This window comes from Pectobacterium atrosepticum (assembly GCF_000740965.1).
GTDB classification, from domain to species: Bacteria; Pseudomonadota; Gammaproteobacteria; order Enterobacterales; family Enterobacteriaceae; genus Pectobacterium; species Pectobacterium atrosepticum.
Genome location: NZ_CP009125.1, coordinates 3,946,854 through 3,968,506, shown reverse-complemented (window position 1 = coordinate 3,968,506; position 21,653 = coordinate 3,946,854). Strand labels below are relative to the sequence as shown.

Annotated in this window: 22 protein-coding genes; 12 read left to right on the top strand and 10 right to left on the bottom strand. The window is 52.2% G+C overall.

Annotated elements, in window-relative coordinates; all coding sequences use genetic code 11:
• Window positions 1-112 precede the first annotated feature (112 nt).
• The 5 genes from rpsF to GZ59_RS17510 all read left to right on the top strand — a co-directional run bounded on the left by rpsF (window position 113) and on the right by GZ59_RS17510 (window position 2,047).
• A complete protein-coding gene (gene rpsF / locus GZ59_RS17525; RefSeq protein ID WP_011095115.1) occupies window positions 113-505 on the top strand; it encodes a 30S ribosomal protein S6 in 393 nt (130 codons plus the stop codon).
• Between the two features lie 14 nt (window positions 506-519).
• Window positions 520-831: a primosomal replication protein N gene (gene priB, locus GZ59_RS23090; RefSeq protein ID WP_162014383.1), complete on the top strand. Its 312-nt coding sequence runs from the start codon at window positions 520-522 to the stop codon at window positions 829-831.
• A 4-nt stretch (window positions 832-835) separates the two neighbouring features.
• A complete protein-coding gene (rpsR, locus tag GZ59_RS17520; RefSeq protein WP_005974788.1) occupies window positions 836-1,063 on the top strand; it encodes a 30S ribosomal protein S18 in 228 nt (75 codons plus the stop codon).
• A 41-nt stretch (window positions 1,064-1,104) separates the two neighbouring features.
• Complete coding sequence (rplI, locus tag GZ59_RS17515) at window positions 1,105-1,557, top strand: 50S ribosomal protein L9 (RefSeq protein WP_039293471.1); 453 nt, start codon at window positions 1,105-1,107, stop codon at window positions 1,555-1,557.
• Between the two features lie 127 nt (window positions 1,558-1,684).
• Window positions 1,685-2,047, top strand: coding sequence for a DUF488 domain-containing protein (locus GZ59_RS17510; RefSeq protein WP_039293470.1), 363 nt, complete (start codon window positions 1,685-1,687; stop codon window positions 2,045-2,047).
• Here GZ59_RS17510 and GZ59_RS17505 read toward each other — a convergent pair.
• Both GZ59_RS17505 and GZ59_RS23965 read right to left on the bottom strand, forming a co-directional pair.
• Window positions 2,044-2,757, bottom strand: coding sequence for an OapA family protein (locus GZ59_RS17505; protein WP_039293467.1), 714 nt, complete (start codon window positions 2,755-2,757; stop codon window positions 2,044-2,046). The two genes, GZ59_RS17510 and GZ59_RS17505, sit on opposite strands and share 4 nt — an antisense overlap.
• Window positions 2,758-3,022: 265 nt before the next feature.
• The gene (locus GZ59_RS23965) at window positions 3,023-3,157 is read right to left on the bottom strand and encodes a hypothetical protein (RefSeq protein ID WP_258042074.1); all 135 of its coding nucleotides are present in this window, start codon (window positions 3,155-3,157) and stop codon (window positions 3,023-3,025) included.
• 2 nt (window positions 3,158-3,159) lie between these two features.
• Between GZ59_RS23965 and fklB the strand changes: the two genes are divergently transcribed.
• Window positions 3,160-3,780 (top strand): BamJ family beta-barrel-assembly machinery protein, encoded by a 621-nt coding sequence (gene fklB / locus GZ59_RS17495; protein ID WP_011095110.1) that lies wholly within the window; start codon window positions 3,160-3,162, stop codon window positions 3,778-3,780.
• 108 nt (window positions 3,781-3,888) lie between these two features.
• On the opposite strand, the gene ytfE is transcribed toward fklB, so the two are convergent.
• Both ytfE and ipdC read right to left on the bottom strand, forming a co-directional pair.
• Window positions 3,889-4,554 (bottom strand): iron-sulfur cluster repair protein YtfE, encoded by a 666-nt coding sequence (ytfE, locus tag GZ59_RS17490; RefSeq protein WP_039293463.1) that lies wholly within the window; start codon window positions 4,552-4,554, stop codon window positions 3,889-3,891.
• A 102-nt stretch (window positions 4,555-4,656) separates the two neighbouring features.
• Window positions 4,657-6,324: an indolepyruvate decarboxylase gene (ipdC, locus tag GZ59_RS17485; RefSeq protein ID WP_011095108.1), complete on the bottom strand. Its 1,668-nt coding sequence runs from the start codon at window positions 6,322-6,324 to the stop codon at window positions 4,657-4,659.
• 291 nt (window positions 6,325-6,615) lie between these two features.
• Between ipdC and GZ59_RS17480 the strand changes: the two genes are divergently transcribed.
• Window positions 6,616-7,038 (top strand): DUF2502 domain-containing protein, encoded by a 423-nt coding sequence (locus GZ59_RS17480; protein ID WP_011095107.1) that lies wholly within the window; start codon window positions 6,616-6,618, stop codon window positions 7,036-7,038.
• A 63-nt stretch (window positions 7,039-7,101) separates the two neighbouring features.
• Here GZ59_RS17480 and GZ59_RS17475 read toward each other — a convergent pair whose 3' ends face one another.
• Window positions 7,102-7,656 carry a flavodoxin family protein gene (locus GZ59_RS17475; protein WP_011095106.1) on the bottom strand — a complete coding sequence of 185 codons (555 nt, stop codon included), beginning with the start codon at window positions 7,654-7,656 and terminating at the stop codon, window positions 7,102-7,104.
• A gap of 190 nt (window positions 7,657-7,846) precedes the next feature.
• Window positions 7,847-9,799 (bottom strand): bifunctional 2',3'-cyclic-nucleotide 2'-phosphodiesterase/3'-nucleotidase, encoded by a 1,953-nt coding sequence (locus GZ59_RS17470; RefSeq protein WP_039293458.1) that lies wholly within the window; start codon window positions 9,797-9,799, stop codon window positions 7,847-7,849.
• 328 nt (window positions 9,800-10,127) lie between these two features.
• Here GZ59_RS17470 and cysQ point away from each other — a divergent pair, with 328 nt between their 5' ends.
• Window positions 10,128-10,868: a 3'(2'),5'-bisphosphate nucleotidase CysQ gene (gene cysQ, locus GZ59_RS17465; protein ID WP_039293453.1), complete on the top strand. Its 741-nt coding sequence runs from the start codon at window positions 10,128-10,130 to the stop codon at window positions 10,866-10,868.
• 2 nt (window positions 10,869-10,870) lie between these two features.
• On the opposite strand, the gene GZ59_RS17460 is transcribed toward cysQ, so the two are convergent.
• Window positions 10,871-11,449 carry a YtfJ family protein gene (locus GZ59_RS17460; protein ID WP_039293450.1) on the bottom strand — a complete coding sequence of 193 codons (579 nt, stop codon included), beginning with the start codon at window positions 11,447-11,449 and terminating at the stop codon, window positions 10,871-10,873.
• A gap of 348 nt (window positions 11,450-11,797) precedes the next feature.
• Here GZ59_RS17460 and GZ59_RS17455 point away from each other — a divergent pair, with 348 nt between their 5' ends.
• Entirely contained in the window at window positions 11,798-12,004 is a 207-nt protein-coding gene (locus tag GZ59_RS17455) for a DUF1107 domain-containing protein (RefSeq protein WP_011095102.1), read from the top strand.
• 64 nt (window positions 12,005-12,068) lie between these two features.
• Here the strand turns inward: GZ59_RS17455 and paeA are convergent, their stop codons facing one another.
• Both paeA and msrA read right to left on the bottom strand, forming a co-directional pair.
• Window positions 12,069-13,394, bottom strand: a complete 1,326-nt coding sequence (gene paeA, locus GZ59_RS17450) for a polyamine export protein PaeA (RefSeq protein ID WP_011095101.1) — start codon at window positions 13,392-13,394, stop codon at window positions 12,069-12,071.
• A gap of 171 nt (window positions 13,395-13,565) precedes the next feature.
• Window positions 13,566-14,204, bottom strand: a complete 639-nt coding sequence (msrA, locus tag GZ59_RS17445; protein WP_011095100.1) for a peptide-methionine (S)-S-oxide reductase MsrA — start codon at window positions 14,202-14,204, stop codon at window positions 13,566-13,568.
• Between the two features lie 476 nt (window positions 14,205-14,680).
• Between msrA and tamA the strand changes: the two genes are divergently transcribed.
• From tamA to GZ59_RS17430, 3 genes are read left to right on the top strand one after another with little or no spacing between them, the layout of a single operon-like run.
• Window positions 14,681-16,396: an autotransporter assembly complex protein TamA gene (gene tamA, locus GZ59_RS17440; protein WP_039295233.1), complete on the top strand. Its 1,716-nt coding sequence runs from the start codon at window positions 14,681-14,683 to the stop codon at window positions 16,394-16,396.
• The gene (gene tamB, locus GZ59_RS17435; protein ID WP_039293447.1) at window positions 16,393-20,430 is read left to right on the top strand and encodes an autotransporter assembly complex protein TamB; all 4,038 of its coding nucleotides are present in this window, start codon (window positions 16,393-16,395) and stop codon (window positions 20,428-20,430) included. Before tamA ends, tamB begins: the two co-directional genes overlap by 4 nt.
• A gap of 2 nt (window positions 20,431-20,432) precedes the next feature.
• Window positions 20,433-20,783 (top strand): gamma-glutamylcyclotransferase family protein, encoded by a 351-nt coding sequence (locus GZ59_RS17430; protein ID WP_011095097.1) that lies wholly within the window; start codon window positions 20,433-20,435, stop codon window positions 20,781-20,783.
• 93 nt (window positions 20,784-20,876) lie between these two features.
• Here the strand turns inward: GZ59_RS17430 and ppa are convergent, their stop codons facing one another.
• Entirely contained in the window at window positions 20,877-21,407 is a 531-nt protein-coding gene (gene ppa / locus GZ59_RS17425) for an inorganic diphosphatase (protein WP_011095096.1), read from the bottom strand.
• Between the last annotated feature and the right edge of the window lie 246 nt (window positions 21,408-21,653).

Sequence of the window (21,653 nt, the reverse complement as noted above, 5' to 3'; positions counted from 1 at the left end):
CGAGCACTATACTTACGCGTCATTTTTTCAGCCGCACACATACACGTTCCTTGCCTCCACGGGCCGCGGTTGACCCAGACAGGAGGCTGAATAATCCGTAAGGAGCAATTCGATGCGTCATTACGAAATCGTATTTATGGTTCATCCTGACCAAAGCGAACAGGTTCCGGGCATGATCGAGCGCTACACTGCTACCATCACTGGTGCGCAGGGCACGATCCACCGTCTGGAAGACTGGGGCCGCCGTCAGCTGGCTTACCCGATCAACAAACTGCACAAAGCTCACTACGTTCTGCTGAACGTTGAAGCGCCGCAGGAAGCGATCGATGAGCTGGAAACAAACTTCCGCTTTAACGATGCCGTTATCCGCAGCATGGTTATGCGCGTTAAGCACGCGGTAACTGAAGCATCTCCAATGGTGAAAGCGAAAGACGAACGCCGTGAGCGTCGTGAAGATTTCGCTGAAGCTGGCGATGATGTGGAAGCAGGGGATTCTGAAGAGTAATTGTTGTGGTGACGATGAATCGTCTGGTGTTGTCCGGCACAGTGTGCAAAACGCCTATTCGTAAAGTCAGTCCGTCAGGTATTCCTCACTGTCAGTTTGTGCTTGAGCACCGCTCGACACAGGAGGAAGCCGGATTAAGTCGGCAAGCATGGTGTCGTATGCCCGTGATTGTCAGCGGACTATCGTCACAAGCAGTTACCCACAGTATAACGGTCGGCACGCAACTTACCGTGCACGGATTCATTAGCTGCCATCAAGGGCGTAATGGTCTGAGCAAGATAGTGTTACATGCCGAGCAGATTGAATTGATAGATTCTGGAGACTAGCCACATGGCACGTTATTTCCGTCGTCGCAAATTCTGCCGTTTCACCGCGGAAGGCGTTGTAGAGATTGATTATAAAGATATCGCTACGCTGAAAAACTATATCACTGAAAGCGGCAAGATTGTTCCGAGCCGTATCACCGGTACTCGTGCAAAATACCAGCGTCAGCTGGCCCGCGCTATCAAGCGTGCGCGTTACTTGTCTTTGTTGCCGTACACTGACCGTCATCAGTAATCGGCCACTGTCCATTAACGAGACTTTGAGAGGATAAAGTAATGCAAGTTATTCTGCTTGATAAAGTAGCAAACCTGGGCAGCCTGGGTGATCAGGTAAACGTTAAAGCGGGCTATGCTCGTAACTTCTTGGTTCCGCAGGGCAAAGCTGTGCCGGCAACTAAGAAAAACGTTGAGTTCTTCGAAGCACGCCGTGCTGAACTGGAAGCCAAACTGGCTGACGTTCTGACTGCTGCTGAAGCTCGCGCCACCAAGATCAAAGAACTGGGTAGCGTTACCATCGCGTCTAAAGCAGGCGACGAAGGTAAACTGTTCGGTTCCATCGGTACTCGCGATATCGCTGATGCGGTAACGGCTGCCGGTGTTGACATTGCTAAGAGCGAAGTTCGTCTGCCGAACGGCGTTCTGCGTACTACCGGTGAGCACGTAGTAAGCTTCCAGGTACATAGCGATGTATTTGCTGAACTGAATGTAGTTGTTGTTGCTGAAGCGTAATTCACGTTTATCGTTGAATTAACACTTTAGTTAGCATGTGAAACGCTGGCCTTGTGCCAGCGTTTTGCATTTTAGGGATACGGGAATGATCTATCATTACCTTATTACCTAGAAAAGAAGGTGCCATATGTCTGACTTGATTCACCTCACCCGCGTGTATGACGCGCAAGCCCCTTTCTCTTCCCACACTTTTCTTATTGACCGCCTGTGGCCGCGTGGCATCAGTAAAGCACGTCTGGAGGGTGTTGAGTGGTTTAAAGACATTGCGCCGAGTAGCGAGCTGCGGAAATGGTTTCACGCCGAGTCTGAACGCTGGGCGGAATTTGCGGACTATTATCGTAATGAGTTGGCGCAGAGCGATGCGAGCGGCAGGCTGATGACGTTACTCGAGCAAAAGAAAGCAATCACGCTGCTTTATGGCAGCAAAGACGCGCAGCACAATCATGCTATCGTCCTGCGCGATTTTCTGTTGGAACAGCTGGCTCGTTAGCGTGTTCGGGTAAACGCGCCGTCTGCACCGCGGGTGAACCGAATCGTCTGGTTTGCCGTGGTTTCGATTTCCAGCTCTGCGACCATGCCTTGTGCATTCAACTGCAATTTGACTTCCTGACCCGACCGTAAATTGCTGAGCGGCTTATCCCTGCCTTCCACCTGAGCCATAGCGAACACATCGCTGACGGGCAGATTGTTATCGCGAAAGAGCTGTGCCAGCGTTTGCCCTGAGGCTATTTCATACTGTCGCCATGGCGCCGATGACTGTGTCGGCGGCGGCGTAGCGGCAGGCTGCTGTTGTGGTGTTGAAGGCTGGCTTTCAATAATCACGGCCTGCATCGCAGCCTGATTATCTGCCTGCGTAAGAGGAACGGGCATGGTAAGGGCAGGTTGCGGATGTTGCGTATTGTAAGGCCAGAGCAACACAATCAGCAGCACTGCGATAGCGATTAAAATCCAGCGACGATGGAGCAGCGGCAACGGTTCCATCCAGTGGTAGCCGTCAGGTAAATGCCAGACTTTTCGCAGCGAGACACCAATACGCTCACGCAAGGAGGGGGGAGACAGTCGCTCCTGCTCTTCGCGCTCCTCGTCGTTTTCTACCGCTACAGCATTTGAGGGCTGCCGCTGGATAATTCGCTGACAGAAGCGTACTAGCGTTTGATAATCCCAGGTGGTTTTCCGCTTCCTGGGCGCAATTCTGCCCATGGTGACCTCTCTTACTACAATTCAGAATAAAAATAGTCAGTATAAAAACATCAGTATAAAAAACAGTGCCGGTGTAAAAAACGCATCAGATAAAAATGATGTGATTAACCACGTCATGCCAAACCAAGCTATACCAGTAGCAAGGCGGCGTCGGCATAAAAACAGTATCAGGATGATAACGCAATCCAGTATACCGATAATCTGCATGAACTGACCAGTTAACGCGTTGATGATTAAGGCAAGCCGTGCGCCAAAAACATCAGAACTACCAGTATAGGCCAGCTTCCGGTAATGGTTTGGCTAGCGTCCAGTTAACGTGATTGCCTGCACACAGGATTTTACCCCAATCCCTGTCGCTGTTATGCTGCGCTTTCAGTTTTTTACAGATTAAAAGGAACATCCATGACAACTCCTTCTTTTGATAGCGTCGAGGCGCAGGCAAGTTACGGCATCGGCTTACAGGTTGGTCAACAGTTACAGGAATCAGGTCTTGAAGGCCTGATCCCAGAAGCTCTGCTTGCTGGTCTACGTGATGCGCTGGAAGGTAATGCGCCAGCGGTGCCTGTGGATGTGGTTCATCGTGCGCTGCGCGAAATTCATGAGCGTGCTGATGCGGTGCGTCGCGATCGTCAGCAAGAGCTGGCGGTAGAAGGTCAGCAATTCCTGGCTGAAAACGCACAGAAAGAAGGCGTGGATAGCACGGAGTCTGGTCTGCAATTCCGCGTGTTGACACAGGGTGAAGGTGCGATTCCGGCTCGTCAGGATCGTGTACGTGTGCATTACACTGGTCGTTTGACTGACGGCAGTGTGTTCGATAGCTCTGTTGAGCGTGGTCAACCTGCTGAATTCCCTGTAAGCGGCGTGATTCCAGGCTGGATTGAGGCGTTGACGCTGATGCCAGTCGGTTCCAAGTGGGAACTCTATATTCCACATAATCTGGCGTATGGTGAACGTGGCGCGGGTGCTTCCATTCCGCCGTTCAGCGCCCTGATTTTTGAAGTGGAACTGCTGGAAATTCTGTAAGTTCCAGACAAAACAAAGGCGCTCACTGAGCGCCTTTGTTGTTTTTACTAAATGGTTTTTACTGACTTTCTTATTTTTTGGACTTTCTTATTTTTTACTACAGCGACATTACTCACCGCGCAGCGCGCGTGGGAACAGCAAATTGTTTTCCAGATGGATGTGTTCCATCAGATCGGTAATAAACTCGTTAATACCGGAGTACAGTGCACGCCAGGTGTTGCAGGCACCTTCCGGTGGTACGACGCCGTGGGTCAGTTCTTTGACCACTTCCACATCACGCCCGGCGTCATCGTGCTCATGCTCCATCACTGAAATCGGTGCGGCAGCATTCGCGCCCATTCCCTGACCGATCATTGGGAAGAGGATGCGCTCTTCTTTCATCATGTGCTGAGACAGCTCGTTGTAAATCGCGGTCAGTTGGTTTGCAAGGCCGTGCGGGCAGTCTGCTTTGTCGTGATGCACGCGCTCGACTTTTTTTGCCATCAGAATCAGCTCCGGCAATTGTTCACGGTGGCGGTCATGAAAACGGGGGATAATGTACGCGATGATGTCAGCCAACGGTGCTTCACGCCAGTCTCGTGCGTCAGAAGGCTGTGCGGCCAGTTTCTCTAACTGCGCTTCCAGTTCGTCGATATTGAGATCTTTTTTGCCAGCTGCGCGGCTTAGCGTTTGTTTTCCGCCGCAGCAGAAATCCAGATTGAGTTCACGAAAGAGTTTAGTGGCGCGCGGAATAGCGATAGCCAACTCACCCAGGGATTGATCGCGGTATGCCATGATGATGCCTCTCAATAAATGCAGTTTATAAATTGCATTTTAAATGCATCTTTTAGCGTTGAATATACCGCTTACGAGGTAGGCGGTAAAATGCATTCCGTATTACTGCACGGTGTTGCGTGTCTCAAGCGATTGCGTGATGGTGTGTAAGAGCGCTGGGATATCCATTCTCGGCAATACCACCTCTATGAGTGACAAGCGAGATTCCGCGTTCACTTGCTCAAGTACCTGCGCGAGCGCGATGGGTGAACGCACCTGCTTGCAGAGTATCTCGTTTTCATTTGCGCCCAGCGCGGTAGGAAGTTGTGTCCAGTTCCAGGCCGCAATATCGTTATAGCGCTGTTCCGAGCCGTGAATAGCGCGTTCGACGGTGTAGCCTTCGTTATTCAGCACCACAATGACCATATTCAAGCGATCCCGAATGATAGAACCCAACTCCTGTACGGTGAGCTGAAGTGAGCCATCGCCGATCAACAGAACCACGCGTCTTTCGGGTTCGGCAATCTGTGCGCCGAATGCGGCTGGCAGAGAATAGCCTATCGACCCCCACAGCGGTTGGACGATGAAATGACAGCCCGCTGGTAACCGGAGCGTAGCGGCACCAAAACAGGAGGTGCCTTGATCGGTGACGAGGATATCGTCAGGGCGGAGGAAACGCTGTATCTGTTGCCAAAACTCGCGCTGACTGAGTGCGCTTCTGTGTTCCGATTGCGGTAAAACCGGAGGCGTAATGGTGCAGTGATCCCAGCGGGAGGCGAATTTTTCTGTGATTTTTTCCAGCACTGCGATAGCGTCTGACATGGGAACGGAGGGGAAAACCTGATTCCCTACGCGAGCCAGCGTTGGCTGAATATCGATATTTTTTTCGATCGGAATCTGATGGCTAAAACCGGTGGTAATCGTATCGGTATAACGCACGCCGATGCTGATGATGGCATCCGCATCTTCGATGTGCGCTCGGATTGATTCGTGACTGCCGCTGCCTGAGTAGGTTCCGGTAAAGCTGCGGTGCTGTTCGTTTAGCGTGCCTTTTCCCATCAGCAAAGTGGCGTGGGGAAGCGGTGTTTTATCAAGCCAGCGTTGGATTTTCCCCGCGAGGCTAAAGCGTTGAGCCAGAAAATCTGCCAGCAACGAGACTGATTTTGCCTTGCTCAGCATATCGGTGGCAGCGGTGGTAAAGGCGCGTAGCGAATCATCAGAGTGTAATGGTTCAGGGATAACCAGCGGATAGGGTCGTGCACCGACAGGTGCTGCCGCCACGTCTACTGGTAGAAACAGGTAGACCGGTTTGTGCTGAGCGAGGGCTTCACCAATCACTCTGTCGATCTCTGCGGTTGCGTTTTCGACGGTGAGGCTGGCTTGGGCAACGGTGACTTCTGCCGCCATGCGGGAAAAGTGGCTAAAGTCACCGTCTCCTAATGTGTGATGGAGTAATTCGCCATTGCGTTGTGAAGCGAGACAGGGCGCTGCGGCAATGTGGATGACAGGTAGGCATTCCGCGTAGCTGCCCGCAATGCCGTTAATCGCGCTGAGTTCACCGACGCCGAAAGTGGTGAGCAGCGCCGCTGCCGGGCGACATCGTGCATAGCCATCAGCAGCGTAAGCTGCGTTTAACTCGTTCGCGCAGCCCACCCAGGTAATATCTGGGTTTCTGATGACATGATCGAGAAAGTGCAGGTTGTAATCACCCGGTACGCCGAAGAGATGCTGAATGCCGATCTGTGTCAGGCGATCCAGTAAATAATCGCCCACCGTATAATTTTCGCTCATGGCTATTCCCTCTGTGCATGATGGATATTCTGATATTAAGTATTAGCGCTAAGATGAATATTTCTAATATTTATTCCCTATGGTTAATCCCTGAGTCTTTATTTATTCGTGCCTGATGAAGCTTGATTCATTAAATTAATTAATAGGATGCTGATGAATAGCCTCTATTAGTGTTAGCGAAACGTTAAGAACGGTAAAATCAGGAAAATGCGTATTTATCTGATAGTGGCGCACAGGAATTCCCCGTATATCTTTGCTAGGCCGCAGTCGCGGTGAGCCAGGAGTTACCCTATGTTTAAGCCACTCGTCATCAGTGCCCTGTTTGTGGGAATGTTTGCGGTTATGCCAGCGCCAGAGGCGAAGGGTGCCAGCATCGATTTGATGCCTGGCGTCACGTTGAATATCGGCGAGCGTGACAGACGAGGTAATTACTGGGATGGCTACGACTGGCGCAGCGAGCGCTGGTGGCAGGAACACCGAGGTTACAATCGTGGTGAACGTAATCGGCATGGCTACTACTGGGATGGCTGGCGCTGGCGGGATGCCCGCGAGTGGCGTGAGAGTCAGCGCGACAGACGCCATTATGACAATCGTCGTTTTGATCCGCCGCGTTATGTTGAGGAACGTGGGCCACGCCGAGGTGATTGGGACAGGCGCGGACATGAGCGAGGAGATGGGTACTACCGCAATGGGCGAGGCTCGTTCCGCGACTAGTCAGATAAAAAAAGCGCCGCGAAAGGGCGGCGCTTGTTGATCGAGATATGATGTGTCTTTTAACTAGTTTGCCAGTTTCGCGGCGATATCAGCGATGCGCTGGCCATACAGTTTACCGGTCGCCAGATCGCCAGCGACCACTTCATCTGCGCTGGCGTCGGAAGGTGTCTGCGCCAGCAGACCTACTGATCCACCAAGGTTATTCAGATCGTCGCGTTTCGCCGCTTTGGCGTTGGACGGCAACTGGTTCAGGCTGACCCAAATCCCACCGTGCTGTGAAGCCAACGTTTGCAGATAGATCAGCGTGACCTGCTTGTCCCCGTTTAGGCTGGCGCTATTGGTAAAACCGCCAAATACTTTGTTGCTCCAGGTGCGGGAGAACCAGGCTTTAGAGCTGGCATCCGCAAATTTCTTGAACTGCCAGGTCGGGCCGCCCATGTAGGTTGGTGTACCGAAAATAATGGCATCGGCAGCGTTGAGTTTCTCCCACTCGGCGTCGCTGATATTCCCTTCTGCATCAATTGCGATGAGCTCGGCATTTGCACCCTCTGCGACGGCAGCAGCCAAACGTTGCGTGTGACCATAGCCTGAATGATAAATAACGACGGTTTTTGACATTCTTGTCCCCATTTTTCTATGTTGTATCGGTATGTAGATAACCTACTGTACACCGAGAAGAGATTACCCCTGTTTCATTACTCTGTAACAGTATGATACTGGGGTGAAAATGGAGGATTTTCTGGTTTGAATAACCGATCGTTCAGGCTCCCGCCGAAGCAGGAGCCTGCGCATAATAGGCGTTAAGCGCTTATTTAGCGTGTTGCAGGTCGAGGCGGTAAACCGCAAAGCCCGTGTCATCATTACCGATGGACGTCATCGGGTACTGTGCTTTCTCTTTGATAAACGCGGTGGCTTTCTCTGACGGCGACGTTTCAAAACGGATATCCAGCGGCGTATCGCTGACGATAGGCGCCAAACGCCAGTTGTTATCCGCCTGCGGCTTCACTTCTCCCGACTTTTGCGTTTCCGCACTGATGTAAGCCGCCAGCACGGAACGGTTTTCATCCGGCGATGCAAAGGCCACATACTTTTCACCCGTACCGGCAAATTTCTCGCCGTAGGCGCGGTAGTTATTGGTGGCGATCAGGAAAGTTGCTTTAGGATCGATCGGTTTGCCGTTGAACGTCAGCGCTTTGATACGGTGCGATTTATCGTTGATTAATGCGCACTCGCTGTCATAGCGGGCAGGTTGCGTCACATCAATCTGATAATTGACGCCATCGATCACGTCGAAGTTATAGGTACGGAAGCCGTCCCAGTTGAGCAGCGATTGCGGTTCACGCTTGCTCGTATCGATTTGTTTGAACTGGCCCGCAGCGCACTCCAGCCACTCCTGCACCTGTTGTCCGTTGACTTTCACCACCACCAGCGTGTTCGGGTAGAGGTATAAATCGGCGGCGTTGCGGAAGGTGAGCTGGCCTTTTTCCACCTCGACATAGCTGGCTGGATCGTTTTTACGTCCACCGGCTTTAAACGGTGCGGCGGCGGAGAGCACCGGCAGGTCGGCCAGATCGGGATCGCCCTGAATAAAGTGTTCGACATAGGCGCGCTGAGCATTGTTGACGATCTGCACGGTTGGATCGTCCTGAATCAGCGACAGATAGCTGTACATGTTATCTGCGGATTTGCCGATCGGCTTGCTGACGAACTCGCGCGTGTCCTTGTGCGCATCGGAAAGCACTTTCACCAGCTTGTCGTCTTCCGCCGCCAGTGATTTCTTCTGTGCTTTGTCATAGATAGGTCTGGCTTCCGCTTTCGCATTTTCCACCTTCCATGTGCCGCTGTCGTTATTCAATGTGAAATCGACGACGCCGAGATGGTCACCCCATTGTCCCGGCATCACGGCAGGCACACCGTTAAGCGTTCCCTGTTTGATATCCGCGCCTTTGATGTTGGCAAAGTCATTGCTGGGGAAAACCGCGTGAGCATGACCAAACATGATGGCATCAACCCCAGGAATTTGGCTGAGGTAGTAAACGGAGTTTTCCGCCATCGCTTTATACGGCTCGGCGGACAGGCCAGAGTGGGGGATAACAATCACCAGATCGGCACCTTGCTTACGCATTTCCGGTATCCATTTTTTGGCACTCTCCGTGATGTCTTCCACGGTGACTTTTCCTGTCAGATTGGCTTTATCCCACACCATGACCTGCGGCGGGACGAAGCCAATGTAGCCGATGCGCAGGGTATGCTGCTTACCATCGCGATCTTTAACCGATTTATTTTCAATGTGGTAAGGCGTAAACAGCGGTTTGCCCGTTTTTGCATCCAGCACATTGGCGTTCACATAAGGAAATTTCGCGCCAGACAGCGCCTTGTGCAGGTAGTCCAATCCATAGTTGAATTCGTGATTACCGATATTGCCGACGGAATAATCCAGCGTGTTCATCGCCTGATAAACTGGGTGTACATCGCCAGTCTTCAACCCCTTAGCCGCCATGTAGTCGCCTAACGGGCTACCCTGAATGAGATCGCCATTATCTACTAACACGCTGTTGGTCGCCTGTTCGCGCGCGGCGTGAATCAGACTGGCGGTGCGCACCAGACCAAATTTATCGGTTGGGGTATCCTTGTAGTAATCGAAATCCATCATATTGCTGTGCAGATCGGTGGTTTCCAATACCCGTAAATCAACGGTGGCGGCATGAACGGTCGTGGCGACCAGCGTAGCAAGCAGGCTGAGTGCCAGTGAATGCTTCATTGCGTAACTCCTTGTGCGGTGATTGTCGACGCGTGAGGCGATCGGGGTGTCTTTCATATCATGATGAAGTTAAAGTGATTATCGTCTCTAAATTCTGAGGATGACATCAGTAATGGCGATAATCGTAGATTGCCTCACAGATGTATACCCGTAATACTTCAAGCTGCATGTGCGTTGGCTGCGTTCACTCACCCGAATCACTTACTTGAGTAAGCTCATCGGGATTCCCTCTCTTGCCGCCTTCCTGCAACTCGAATTATTTGGGGTATATAATGAATGACAGAGATGAAGTCTGCGTTACGCGCAACCAATAACGACGAGGTAGATCATGCTAGAACCTATTTGCCATCTGGCCCGTGATGCCGGTGCTGCCATTATGCAGGTTTACGATGGGCAGCAGCCCGTAGATGTCGCGCACAAGAAAGATGATTCGCCAGTGACCGCAGCCGATCTCGCGGCTCATCGGGTCATTAAGGAAGGACTGGCGGCGGCGTTTCCTGATATTCCTTTGCTGTCAGAAGAAGATCCGCCGGAGTGGGAAGTCCGTCGGCACTGGCAGCGCTATTGGCTGGTCGATCCGCTGGATGGCACGAAAGAGTTCCTCAACCGCAACGGCGAGTTTACGGTCAATATTGCGCTGATCGAAAACGGCCAAGCCGTGATGGGTGTGGTTTATGTACCGGTCACGGGCGTGATGTATTCCGCGGCGGACGGTAAAGCCTGGAAAGAAGAGAACGGTCAGCGCCGGCAAATTTCGGTGAAGCAGGCGTATCCGCCGCTGGTGGTAGTCAGCCGCTCTCATGCCGATCGTGAACTGAAAGATTATCTTAGCCAGTTGGGTGAGCACCAGACGGTGGCGATTGGGTCATCGCTAAAATTTTGTTTGGTGGCAGAAGGTGAAGCGCAGCTTTACCCACGCTTCGGGCCGACTAACATTTGGGATACAGCGGCGGGCCATGCGGTGGCGGTGGCTGCTGGGGCGCAGATTCACGATTGGCAGGGGCAGCCTCTGTCTTACACGCCGCGTGAATCTTTCCTCAACCCCGGTTTTCGCGTCTCTTTATTTTAGCGCTATTTCTCTTCCAGTAACTGACGCAGCAGGGACATCACCTGCTGCACTTCCTGCCCGCTCAACGCGCCATCTTTCACGAAACGGACTTTTCCCTGTTTATCCAACACTGCGATAGCTGAGCTTTGCGGCTGTAGCCGCCAGGTTTTGCGCATGTTGCCGTTGCTGTCGACAATGAATTGCGACCATGGAAAGGCTTTCTTGTTGTCCTCAAGGCTACTGCGCACAAACATGCTGGTGCCGATGATGGCATCGTCGGTATTCACGATTGTCGTCGTTTGGTAATAATCATGCGGTAGGTTAGCGGCCTTCAGTGCGGAGATGAGGGGATCGTTCATCTCTTTTGCCGAGGTTCGGCCGGCGATGTGTTGTATCACCCGTACTTTCCCAGGCAATTGCGCGCTGTTCCAGTTTTTATAACTAAACTGATTATTAAGGTACTGAAGTTCTCCTCTGTCCGCGACACCGACGGGGGGAACCGATTGGTTGAGCACTAGCGTATGGGCCGAGGCTGGGAGTGAGATAAGCCCCAGCAAGGAAGCGGTAGAGAGCGCGAGGAGCAGGTGGCGTATTTTTATCATGGTATGTCCTTCCGTGTGGGGGGCCTGATGCGATGTCTATTATGGAAAATGTCAGGCTATGGAATAAGCGTAGATTCAGGAAACGGGTCTGTCCTGCTCCGCGATAACACGGTTTATGCCGGAGTGCACAAAACCCTTATTTTTGAAGGTTTATACTGATGACTAAATATTTACTTAAACACTATTCTGTAAAAATCCGTAAAAGCAGTTAAGAATACTAAATGGTAGGGAACTAAATGCCGTTTTACAGTACTAATTAGCAGTATCCGTTATCTCATTAGCGCTCCAGAACCTCAACCATGTTGGCGAAAGGGAGAGCGTAGAAAAATAAAACGGGAGAGTAAAACGATGAGGATCTTCGAACGTTACAATCCTTCGAAAGTCGCCAAATATGTGAAAACTCTGTTTCGCGGGCGGCTGTACATAAAAGGGGTTGGTGCTTTTGAGTTCGACTACGGCAAAATTCTATTGCCAAAGAAACAAGATAAGCAGCATCTTCTGGTGATGTCAGAAGTGAATCGCCAGGTCATCCGGCTTCAGGCTGAGATGGGATAAATGATAAAGAAACGGCCCGTAGCGGGCCGTTCTGGTTTGTTATCTGGCTTTGCCAGAGTAACGGTTAGTCTGTGCTATCAACTTTCGCACTTGACGCGATAATCGGACGATCTTCCAGACGCGTCACCAGCAACTGATCGATTTTGTAGCTGTCGATATCCACCACCTCAAACTTATAGCCTGAGAAGCGCACCGCATCGGTACGTTTCGGGATTTTCCGCAGCGTATACATCATGAATCCGCCGATAGTTTCGTAGTTGCCGGAGTGTGGGAAGTCATCAATATTCAGCGCCCGCATCACGTCTTCTATTGGTGTACCACCTTCAACCAGCCATGAATTCTCATCACGCGCCACAATCTGCTCTTCCATTCCCTGGCCGACGAGATCGCCCATCAGTGTCGTCATCACATCATTAAGGGTGATGATGCCGACGATCAGAGCGTATTCGTTCAAGATGACCGCGAAATCTTCGCCCGCGGTTTTAAAACTTTCCAACGCTTCGGACAGTGTCAGCGTATCCGGAACGATCAGCGCCTGACGAATCTGTACGCCGCTGCTCAACGTCAGGCTCTGGTTTCCCAGCACCCGAATCAGCAGGTCTTTGGAATCCACGTAGCCGACGATCTGATCAATTGTGCCATCGCAAACCAGAAACTTTGAGTGTGGCTGCTGGGCAATTTTTTCCTTAATGCTGTCTTCGTGCTCGCGTAGATCGAAGTAGACCACACTTTCACGCGAGGTCATGGAAGAAGGCACGGTACGGGATTCCAGCTCAAACACGTTTTCGATCAGTTCGTGTTCCTGCTTACGCAGTACGCCAGCCAGCGCACCGGCTTCCACCACGGCGTAAATGTCATCGGACGTGATGTCATCCTTACGCACCATCGGCAGCTTGAGCATGCGGAAAATGACGTTAGCCAGACCGTTAAATATCCAGACCATCGGGCGGAAAAGGAACAGGCAGAAGCGCATGGGGTTGATTATGCGGACCGCTACGGTTTCCGGCGCAATCATACCAATGCGTTTCGGGGTGAGATCGCCAAACAGAATGAACAGGCTAGTGACAAGGACAAATGAGCAGATGAAACTGACTTTATCTGCGGATTCGGGTGACATGAAGCGTTCAAACAGCATGGAAAAGGTAGGGGAAAATGCCGCATCGCCGATGATACCGGCCAGAATCGCGACGGCGTTGACGCCAATTTGAATCACGGTAAAGAAGATGCCCGGCGTTTCCTGCAACTTGAGCACCAGATTGGCGTTGATATTTCCCTCATCAGCCATCAGTTTGAGTTTAATTTTACGAGACGCCGCCAGCGAGATCTCCGACATCGAGAAAAACGCACTGATGGCAATAAGAAAAAGAATCAGTAATAGACTGTTTAACATAGTTTTTACTTTAGGTAAGTTTTCGCATGAGCCGAGATTGACGCAGCGATCCTCAGAAAGGTGAACACATAAAAGTGAACACATTATGATCGTTATTGAAGGTCAAAACCGGGCGAGGATTAGCCCGGTTCGGGGGCATTATAGCAGGAGCGGTGAAATTACCGCCAGCGGTCAACGCGGAGGCGGCAGACAGACGCCGATGCCGCCTAATCCACAGTAGCCGTTCGGATTCTTGTGCAGATATTGCTGGTGATCCTCTTCCGCATAATAGAACGGGCCCGCAGGTTCGATTTCTGTGCTGATCGCACGACCGTCGCTGTTCTCCCTCATCGCCTGTTGAAAGCGCTGAAGGCTCGCCTGCGCGGCCTGTTCCTGCTCGGGAGTGAGCGTATAAATGGCGGAGCGATACTGGCTGCCGATATCACCACCCTGACGCATACCCTGTGCGGGGTCGTGATTTTCCCAAAATAATTGCAGCAATTGGCTGTAGCTGATAGTCGCAGGGTCGAAAACGACACGCACTGCTTCGGCGTGGTCGGTTTGCCCGCTGCACACTTCACGGTAGGTCGGATTGGGCGTGTAACCACCGATATAACCCGCAGCGGTGCTGTAGATGCCCGGCTGTTGCCAGAACAAACGCTCTGCGCCCCAGAAGCAGCCCATCGCAAAAATAGCGACAGACATGTGGTCCGGCACATGCGTCATGGAATGTTCATGCACGACGTGCAGCCTGGCTACTGGCATAGGGGTGGAACGCCCCGGTAAAGCATCGGATTGCGTAATCCGCTGCGTCTTATCAATCGAATTCATCACGTTGTTAACTCCAGCTAGACTGGGTAAATAACCCGCTTTCATTGAAAGCATAACCAAGAAGCATTGGGCTGTCTTTATATCTTAATGGTGTTTAATGTTAAGGTAATGTTTATCTGTAATGCCGCACACTGATGTTTGTAGGTGAAAATCTATTTTTAAGATAGAAAATTAGTATTTATCACTAATATCATGCAAAGTTGGCAGAAGATTTCAGCGCTACATGGCGGATTGTCAGGTAAGCGTACAGCGGCGGCCGTCAACGCGGCGGGCGAAGTGATAAAAGCCATGCTATAGGTTTTAGGCGACAGACCGATTTATCAGGGAGCTCAGTGACTATTTTCATTGCAAAAAGACGTTTCACTTCAAAGAACCGTTTCATTGGAAAAAAAAGTGTTACCGGGCAAAAAGGCGTAGCAGAACAAAAGAACGTCCTTGCTGGCTGCGGTGCACCACGATACCGGATTCTTGGCCTGATGTGCGCGCTGCTCATGTTGGCGCCAGATAGCCAGGCGGCGAGTGTGCGTCTGCAAGTCATGGGGCTGGAAGGGCAGTTACAAAAAAATGTGCGGGCAGGTTTATCTACCATTGCGGTCGATGAGGTTAATGCTGACGGGCGTTTCCGGTCACGCGTTGATGAGGCGATCCGTCAGGGGTTGCGTGCGCTCGGCTATTACGATCCACAGATTGGTTTTGAATTTCGACCTGCCGTTAATGGTGGGCGACCTGTATTGATTGCGACTGTTACGCCCGGCGAACCGGTAAAAATTGCTGGTGTGAACATCACCTTGCGTGGCGGTGCGCATGACGATAAAGACTATCAGCAGCTGGTTAAAGACGATCGTCCTGAAATTGGTTCTGTGTTGAATCACAGTGATTACGATCGCTTTAAAAGCGGGTTGAACGGCTTGTCATTACGCAAAGGCTATTTTGATGCACGCTTCCAGCAAAGCCAGCTCGGCGTGATGCGCGAAGAGAGAGAAGCATTTTGGGACATCGATTTTGATAGTGGGGAACGCTATCGTTTTGGCGCTGTGAATTTTCAGGGCGCACAAATCCGCGATGATTATCTGCAAAATCTGGTACCGTTTCATGAAGGCGATGTTTACACCAGTGAGGATCTCGGTGAGTTAAACCGTCGCCTCTCTGCGTCGGGATGGTTTAATTCCGTCGTGGTATCGCCCAATTTCGAACAGTCAAAAAGCACCAAGGTTCTGCCGCTTGACGCTGTGGTGACGCCGCGAACCCGCAACCGCATCGAAACTGGGGTGGGTTATGCCACTGATGTTGGCCCTCGTTTTAAAACGACCTGGAATAAACCTTGGGTGAATTCTCGGGGCCACAGTCTGGAAAGCAGCCTGAGCGTGTCTGCGCCGGAGCAATCACTCGATTTTAGCTACAAAATTCCCTTGTTGAAGAACCCGCTTGAGCAGTATTACCTGTTGCAAGGCGGTTTTAAACGCGAAGATCTCAACGATACCAAATCCGATGGCACCACGGTGAATGTTGCACGCTACTGGGATCTTTCCAGCGGCTGGCAACGGGCGATCAACCTGCGCTGGAGCCTCGATCACTTTACGCAGGCGAGCGTGACGGATACCACGATGCTGATCTATCCGGGCGTGAGCATTAACCGAACTCGTCAACGCGGCGGGCTGATGCCGGTATGGGGTGATACGCAGCGTTATTCTATCGATATTTCCGACACTACCTGGGGATCGGATATCGATTTTGCCGTGGTTCAGGCGCAGAACGTCTGGATTCGTACGCTGGCGGATAAACACCGTTTTGTCGCGCGCGGCAATCTGGGCTGGATTGAGACCAATAATTTCTCCCGCGTTCCTCCCTCACTGCGTTTCTTTGCCGGTGGCGATCGCAGCATTCGTGGGTATAAATACAAATCTATTTCGCCGCGTGACAGCGACGGCAAACTGACCGGTGCGTCCAAGCTGGCGACTGGCTCGCTCGAGTACCAATACAACGTGACGGGAAAATGGTGGAGTGCGGTTTTTGTTGATTCAGGTGAAGCGGTGAATGACATCAAACGGAGTAACTTCAAGACTGGCACGGGTGTCGGTGTGCGCTGGGCCTCGCCGATTGGCCCAGTGAAACTCGACGTTGCCATGCCGATCGGCGATGCAGAGAAGAAGAACGATGTTCAATTCTATATCGCACTGGGGCCTGAATTATGATGGATGATAAAAACGAAAAAAAAGTACAGGATCCGGTGCCAGAAGAAAACGTCATGCCTGATAGCGCGCCGACGCCGCCAGTGCGGAAAGGACGCTGGTGGAAAAAGATAGGTATCGGGATCGTCGCCTTCTTATTACTGCTCATTGTCGGGCTGGGGCTGTTGGTGGGAACTACGCCGGGCCTGCATCTGTTGCTGAATACCGCCGCGCGCGTGGTGCCGGGACTCGATATTGCCAGCGTGAGCGGTGGCTGGCGTGATTTAACGCTGAAAAATGTCAGCTACGAGATGCCGGGCGTGACGGTAAAGGTTGATGAATTTCATCTGTCGCTGGCGTTAGGGTGTTTACGCAAAAGCCAGTTGTGCATCAATGATCTCTCGGCGAACCGCGTGGATGTCGTCGTGGATACCAAAGCCTTGCCAGCGGCAGAAGAATCACCGCCTCCTTCGACGCCAGTCACGGAAATCTCAGCACCTTTCCCTATTTCTCTGCGTCAGTTGGTACTCAATAGTGTTCAGGTTACTGTCGATGATACGGCGATTTCACTGGGCGAATTCCGTACGGGAATGCAGTGGGAAGGACGCGCGCTGACGCTGTTGCCGACCAAAATTAGTGCGCTGCTGGTGGCTTTACCGAAAACACCTGTCGATGTGCTGGAAGATGGCAAAGTGACGGCGGCTGAAATGGCATCCGTCATCAAAGAAACAGCGGCGAACGTACGCGAGGCGGTTGAGCAAGGCTCCTCGCAAACGCTTCAAATCGATAAAGTGCTAGAGGCAAATAATACGGTCGCGGCAGCCACCACCACGACACCGATACTGACAGCATCGACACCCAAAACGGATAGCGCATCTGACAAGCCAGCAGAGCCTGAACAGCCTCTGGGTGAACGCCTAAGCGAATTGTTCTCCAAACCGCTGCTGCCGAATCTACCGCAGTTCACGTTACCGCTGGATCTGAACATTGTCGAGATTCATGGCGAACAACTGCGGCTGACAGGCGATCAGGACATTTTGATTAATAACCTGTTCGTGCAGGCGTCGACCCAACAGCAGCATTTGCGTCTGGACAAATTGATCGTGCAATCGCCGCAGGGCGGATTGAATGTGCGCGGTGAGGCGACGCTCAGTGATAACTGGCCCGTTTCGCTAACGGCGAACGGCATGTTGAACGTCGATCCGCTCAAGGGCGAAAAGCTGAAACTGACGGTCGACGGCGGCCTGCGCGAACAGCTGAATGTGGCATTGAATCTCTCGGGGCCGCAGCGTGCGCAGGTAGACCTACAAACTAAACTGGCGGAAGCCGGGCTGCCGCTGGCGTTGACGCTGCAAACCGAGCGTGTGCGCTGGCCTCTGACGGGGGCAACACAGTATCAGGCTAGCAACGTCAGGTTGCGTTTTAACGGCAAAGCGACCGACTACGCGCTGTCGCTGCGTGGCGACCTCAGCGGAGCGGACATTCCCCCCGCGATGCTGTTGCTGGATGGCAAAGGCAATGAGCAGCAGTTTACGCTGAGCCGTCTGCGGCTGGCAGCGTTGCAGGGCAACGCCGATCTGAGTGCACTTATCGACTGGAGTAAAGCGATAAGCTGGCGCAGTGAACTCCTGCTGAACGGGATTAACACCGCGAAACAGTGGCCCGAATGGCCCGCGAAAATAGACGGGAAAATAACGACACGCGGCAGCGTCTATGGCGGTAGCTGGCAGTTGCAGGTGCCTGAATTGCGGCTGGACGGTAACGTGAAAGCGAACAAGCTCACGGCCAGAGGCGAACTACGCGGTAACGCCGCGGGCCAGTGGACAATACCTGGGCTGAATCTGGCGTTAGGCCGTAACCAACTGAACGTCAAAGGCGACCTGAGCGACAAGTGGCAGTTGGATGCGGACATCAATGCGCCGTCGCTGGATGGTATGTTGCCCGGCCTCGCGGGGCGCGCCATCGGCACACTCAAACTACGCGGCAATCTGCGTGAACCGCAGATGTTAGCGGATATCACGGCTTCCGGGCTGCGCTGGCAGGCTATCACGATTAGCCAGGTGAGGGTGGAAGGTGATGTCCGCTCTGAGCAGCAGATTCAGGGCAAGCTCGCGGTGCGTCTTGAAGATCTGAAGCAAGATGGCCTGAATATTAGTCTGTTAACGCTGGATGCCAGCGGCAACGAGAAACAGCACCAGCTCCGATTGAATATGCAGGGTGAGCCGGTCGCGGGGCAATTAGCGCTTTCAGGCAGCTTCGATCGTCAGGAACAACGCTGGCGTGGCACGTTGAGCAATACCCGTTTCGACACCCCTGTGGGGGAATGGCGTCTGACACAGGATATGGCGCTGGATTACCTGAATACGCAGCAGAAGATCACAATTGGCACGCACTGCTGGCGTAATCCGAACGCAGAACTTTGTGTACCAAAAGCGATTGAAGCGGGGCCGAGCGGACAGGCAAGCGTTCGACTGAACCGTTTCGATCTTGCCATGTTAAAACCGTTCCTGACGGAGGATACGGTGCTGGCTGGGACGTTCACGGGCGGTGCCGATATCAGCTGGCAGGCGGGACAAGGCTTACCGCAGGCGAAAGTATCGCTGGTAGGGAACGGCATCAGCGTTCGCCAACAGATGCAGGGCAATACGTTGCCGATTGATTTCGATACTTTTACGTTGAATGCCGGGCTCGATCGCGGGCGGGCGCAGCTTGGCTGGCTGATGGCGATTCGCGAAAACGGGCGCTTCAGCGGTGATATTCAAGTGACCGATCCACAGGGTCGGCGCAATCTCGGCGGCAGCGTCACGATCAATAATATTTCGTTGGCGTTGCTCAACCCTGCATTGAGCAAAGGAGAAAAAGCGGCGGGGATACTGAATGCGAACCTGCGTCTCGCGGGAGATGTCGCTCGCCCGCAGTTATTCGGCCAGATGGTGCTGGAACGGTTGGATATTGATGGCAACTGGATGCCGATTGACCTGACCAATGGGCGACTGGCGGTGAACTTCAGTGGGATGTCGTCAACGCTGCAAGGTTTCCTGAAAACGGATAATGGACAGTTAAATCTTGGTGGGAACGCGGACTGGTCGCAGCCTGATGCCTGGCGTGCGCGAATTGCCGCGAAAGGCCAGAAGTTGCGGGTGACGATTCCGCCTATGGCGAGGCTGGATGTTTCGCCAGATATTGTTTTCGAGGCCACGCCGCAGCTGTTTGCGTTAAACGGATCGGTCAGTATTCCGTGGGCGCGTATCGTGGTTAAAGATATGCCGGAAAGCGCGGTGGCGGTGTCGTCGGATGAAGTGATGCTCGATGCTCAGCGCCAGCCGCTGAAAAAAGCCAGCGCTGCGATTCCTATTAATAGCAACCTCACGATCCGCGTTGGTAATGATGTACAGCTAGATGCATTTGGGCTTGCCGCCCGTCTACAGGGTGACCTGAAGATGGTTCAGGACGAGCGCGGACTAGGGCTAAACGGCCAGATCGATATTCCGTCCGGCCGCTTTAAAGCCTATGGACAAGATTTGATCGTCCGTAAAGGACTGATTTTGTTCTCTGGCCCGCCCGACCAGCCGATCCTGAATATCGAAGCCGTGCGTAATCCAGACAACACTGCTGACGACGTTACCGCAGGCGTGCGCGTCACTGGCATGGCTGCTACACCGAAGCTGGAAGTCTTCTCCGATCCGGCGATGTCGCAGCAGGAAGCGCTCTCTTATCTGCTGCGTGGACAGGGTTTGGACAGCGGCGGAGCAGATAGCTCGGCGATGACCTCAATGTTAGTAGGTTTAGGGGTTGCACAAAGTGGTCAAGTTGTGGGTAAAATCGGCGAGGCCTTTGGCGTAAGTAATTTAGCTCTGGATACACAGGGTGTTGGCGATAATTCTCAGGTTGTCGTCAGCGGTTACGTCCTTCCGGGTCTGCAAGTGAAATATGGAGTTGGCATATTCGATTCTTTGGCAACGTTAACGCTGCGTTACCGCCTGATGCCAAAGCTATACTTGGAAGCGGTGTCTGGAATTAGTCAGGCATTAGATGTGCTCTATCAGTTTGAGTTCTAGCGATGCGAATTATTGTTTACGGCAGTTTACGACGCAAACAGGGAAATAGTCATTGGATGACGAATGCGCAATGGTTAGGGGATTGTCTGCTCGCTGGTTTCGAGCTGTACGATCTCGGCCATTATCCGGCAGTCGTACCTGGCGATGGAGAGATCCGTTGCGAGGTCTATCGCATTAGTTCGTCGATTCTGACGGAACTGGATGCGTTAAAACGGGACGGTCACGAATACCAGCGTGAGTTGATTCCCACCCCTCTGGGCAATGCCTGGATTTATCTGTACAAACACCCTGTTGTAGGGCTAATGCGTATTGCCAGCGGCGACTGGCTGAAGCGCAATGAAGAAGAGGCTTGAAGTCGAGTAACCAATCAAGTCATTATCTCCATAAATAAAAACACCGCGTAAAGCGGTGTTTTTGATCGTGCGGTGTCTTTGATCGCGTAGCGCTTATTTGTTTTTCGCGCGCTCGAAGGAAGCAATGATTTCGGCTTTTGCCGCTTCAGCGTTATCCCAACCTTCAACTTTCACCCACTTGCCTTTTTCCAGATCTTTGTAGTGTTCAAAGAAGTGGCTAATTTGTGCACGCAGCAGTTCGGACAGGTCGTTAACGTCTTTAATATGATCGTATTCTTTAGTCAGCTTGCTATGCGGAACGGCAACCAGCTTGGCATCTTCGCCCGCTTCGTCGCTCATTTTCAGCACGCCAACAGGACGGCAGCGGATCACTGAGCCCGGCTGCAACGGATACGGGGTCGGTACCAGCACGTCAACTGGGTCGCCATCCAGAGACAGCGTGTGGTTGATGTAGCCGTAGTTGCATGGGTAGAACATGGCTGTAGACATGAAACGGTCTACAAACAGCGCACCGGTATCTTTATCAATTTCATATTTGATTGGATCGGCATTCGCGGGGATTTCAATCACTACATAGATATCTTCTGGCAGATCTTTACCTGCTGGAACATCGTTCAGACTCATGTCAGTTTCCTTCTCTTAAAACCTGAATAGCGTGGCCGTCATTATAGCCAAAAAGCGTTTAATGTCCCTGACTTTTAGCGCACCGAGGCGCCATACGTTAGCGTGAGCAGTTTAAGTAAAAATACTTTCGTTACTAAAGTTTCTTTAAAGAAAGCAGGCTTGCTACCGATAGAAACATGATCGAGATCACGTTATGTGGAGCATTTCTCCGCATTTATTTACTAGTTGTAATTCCAGGGAAACAAA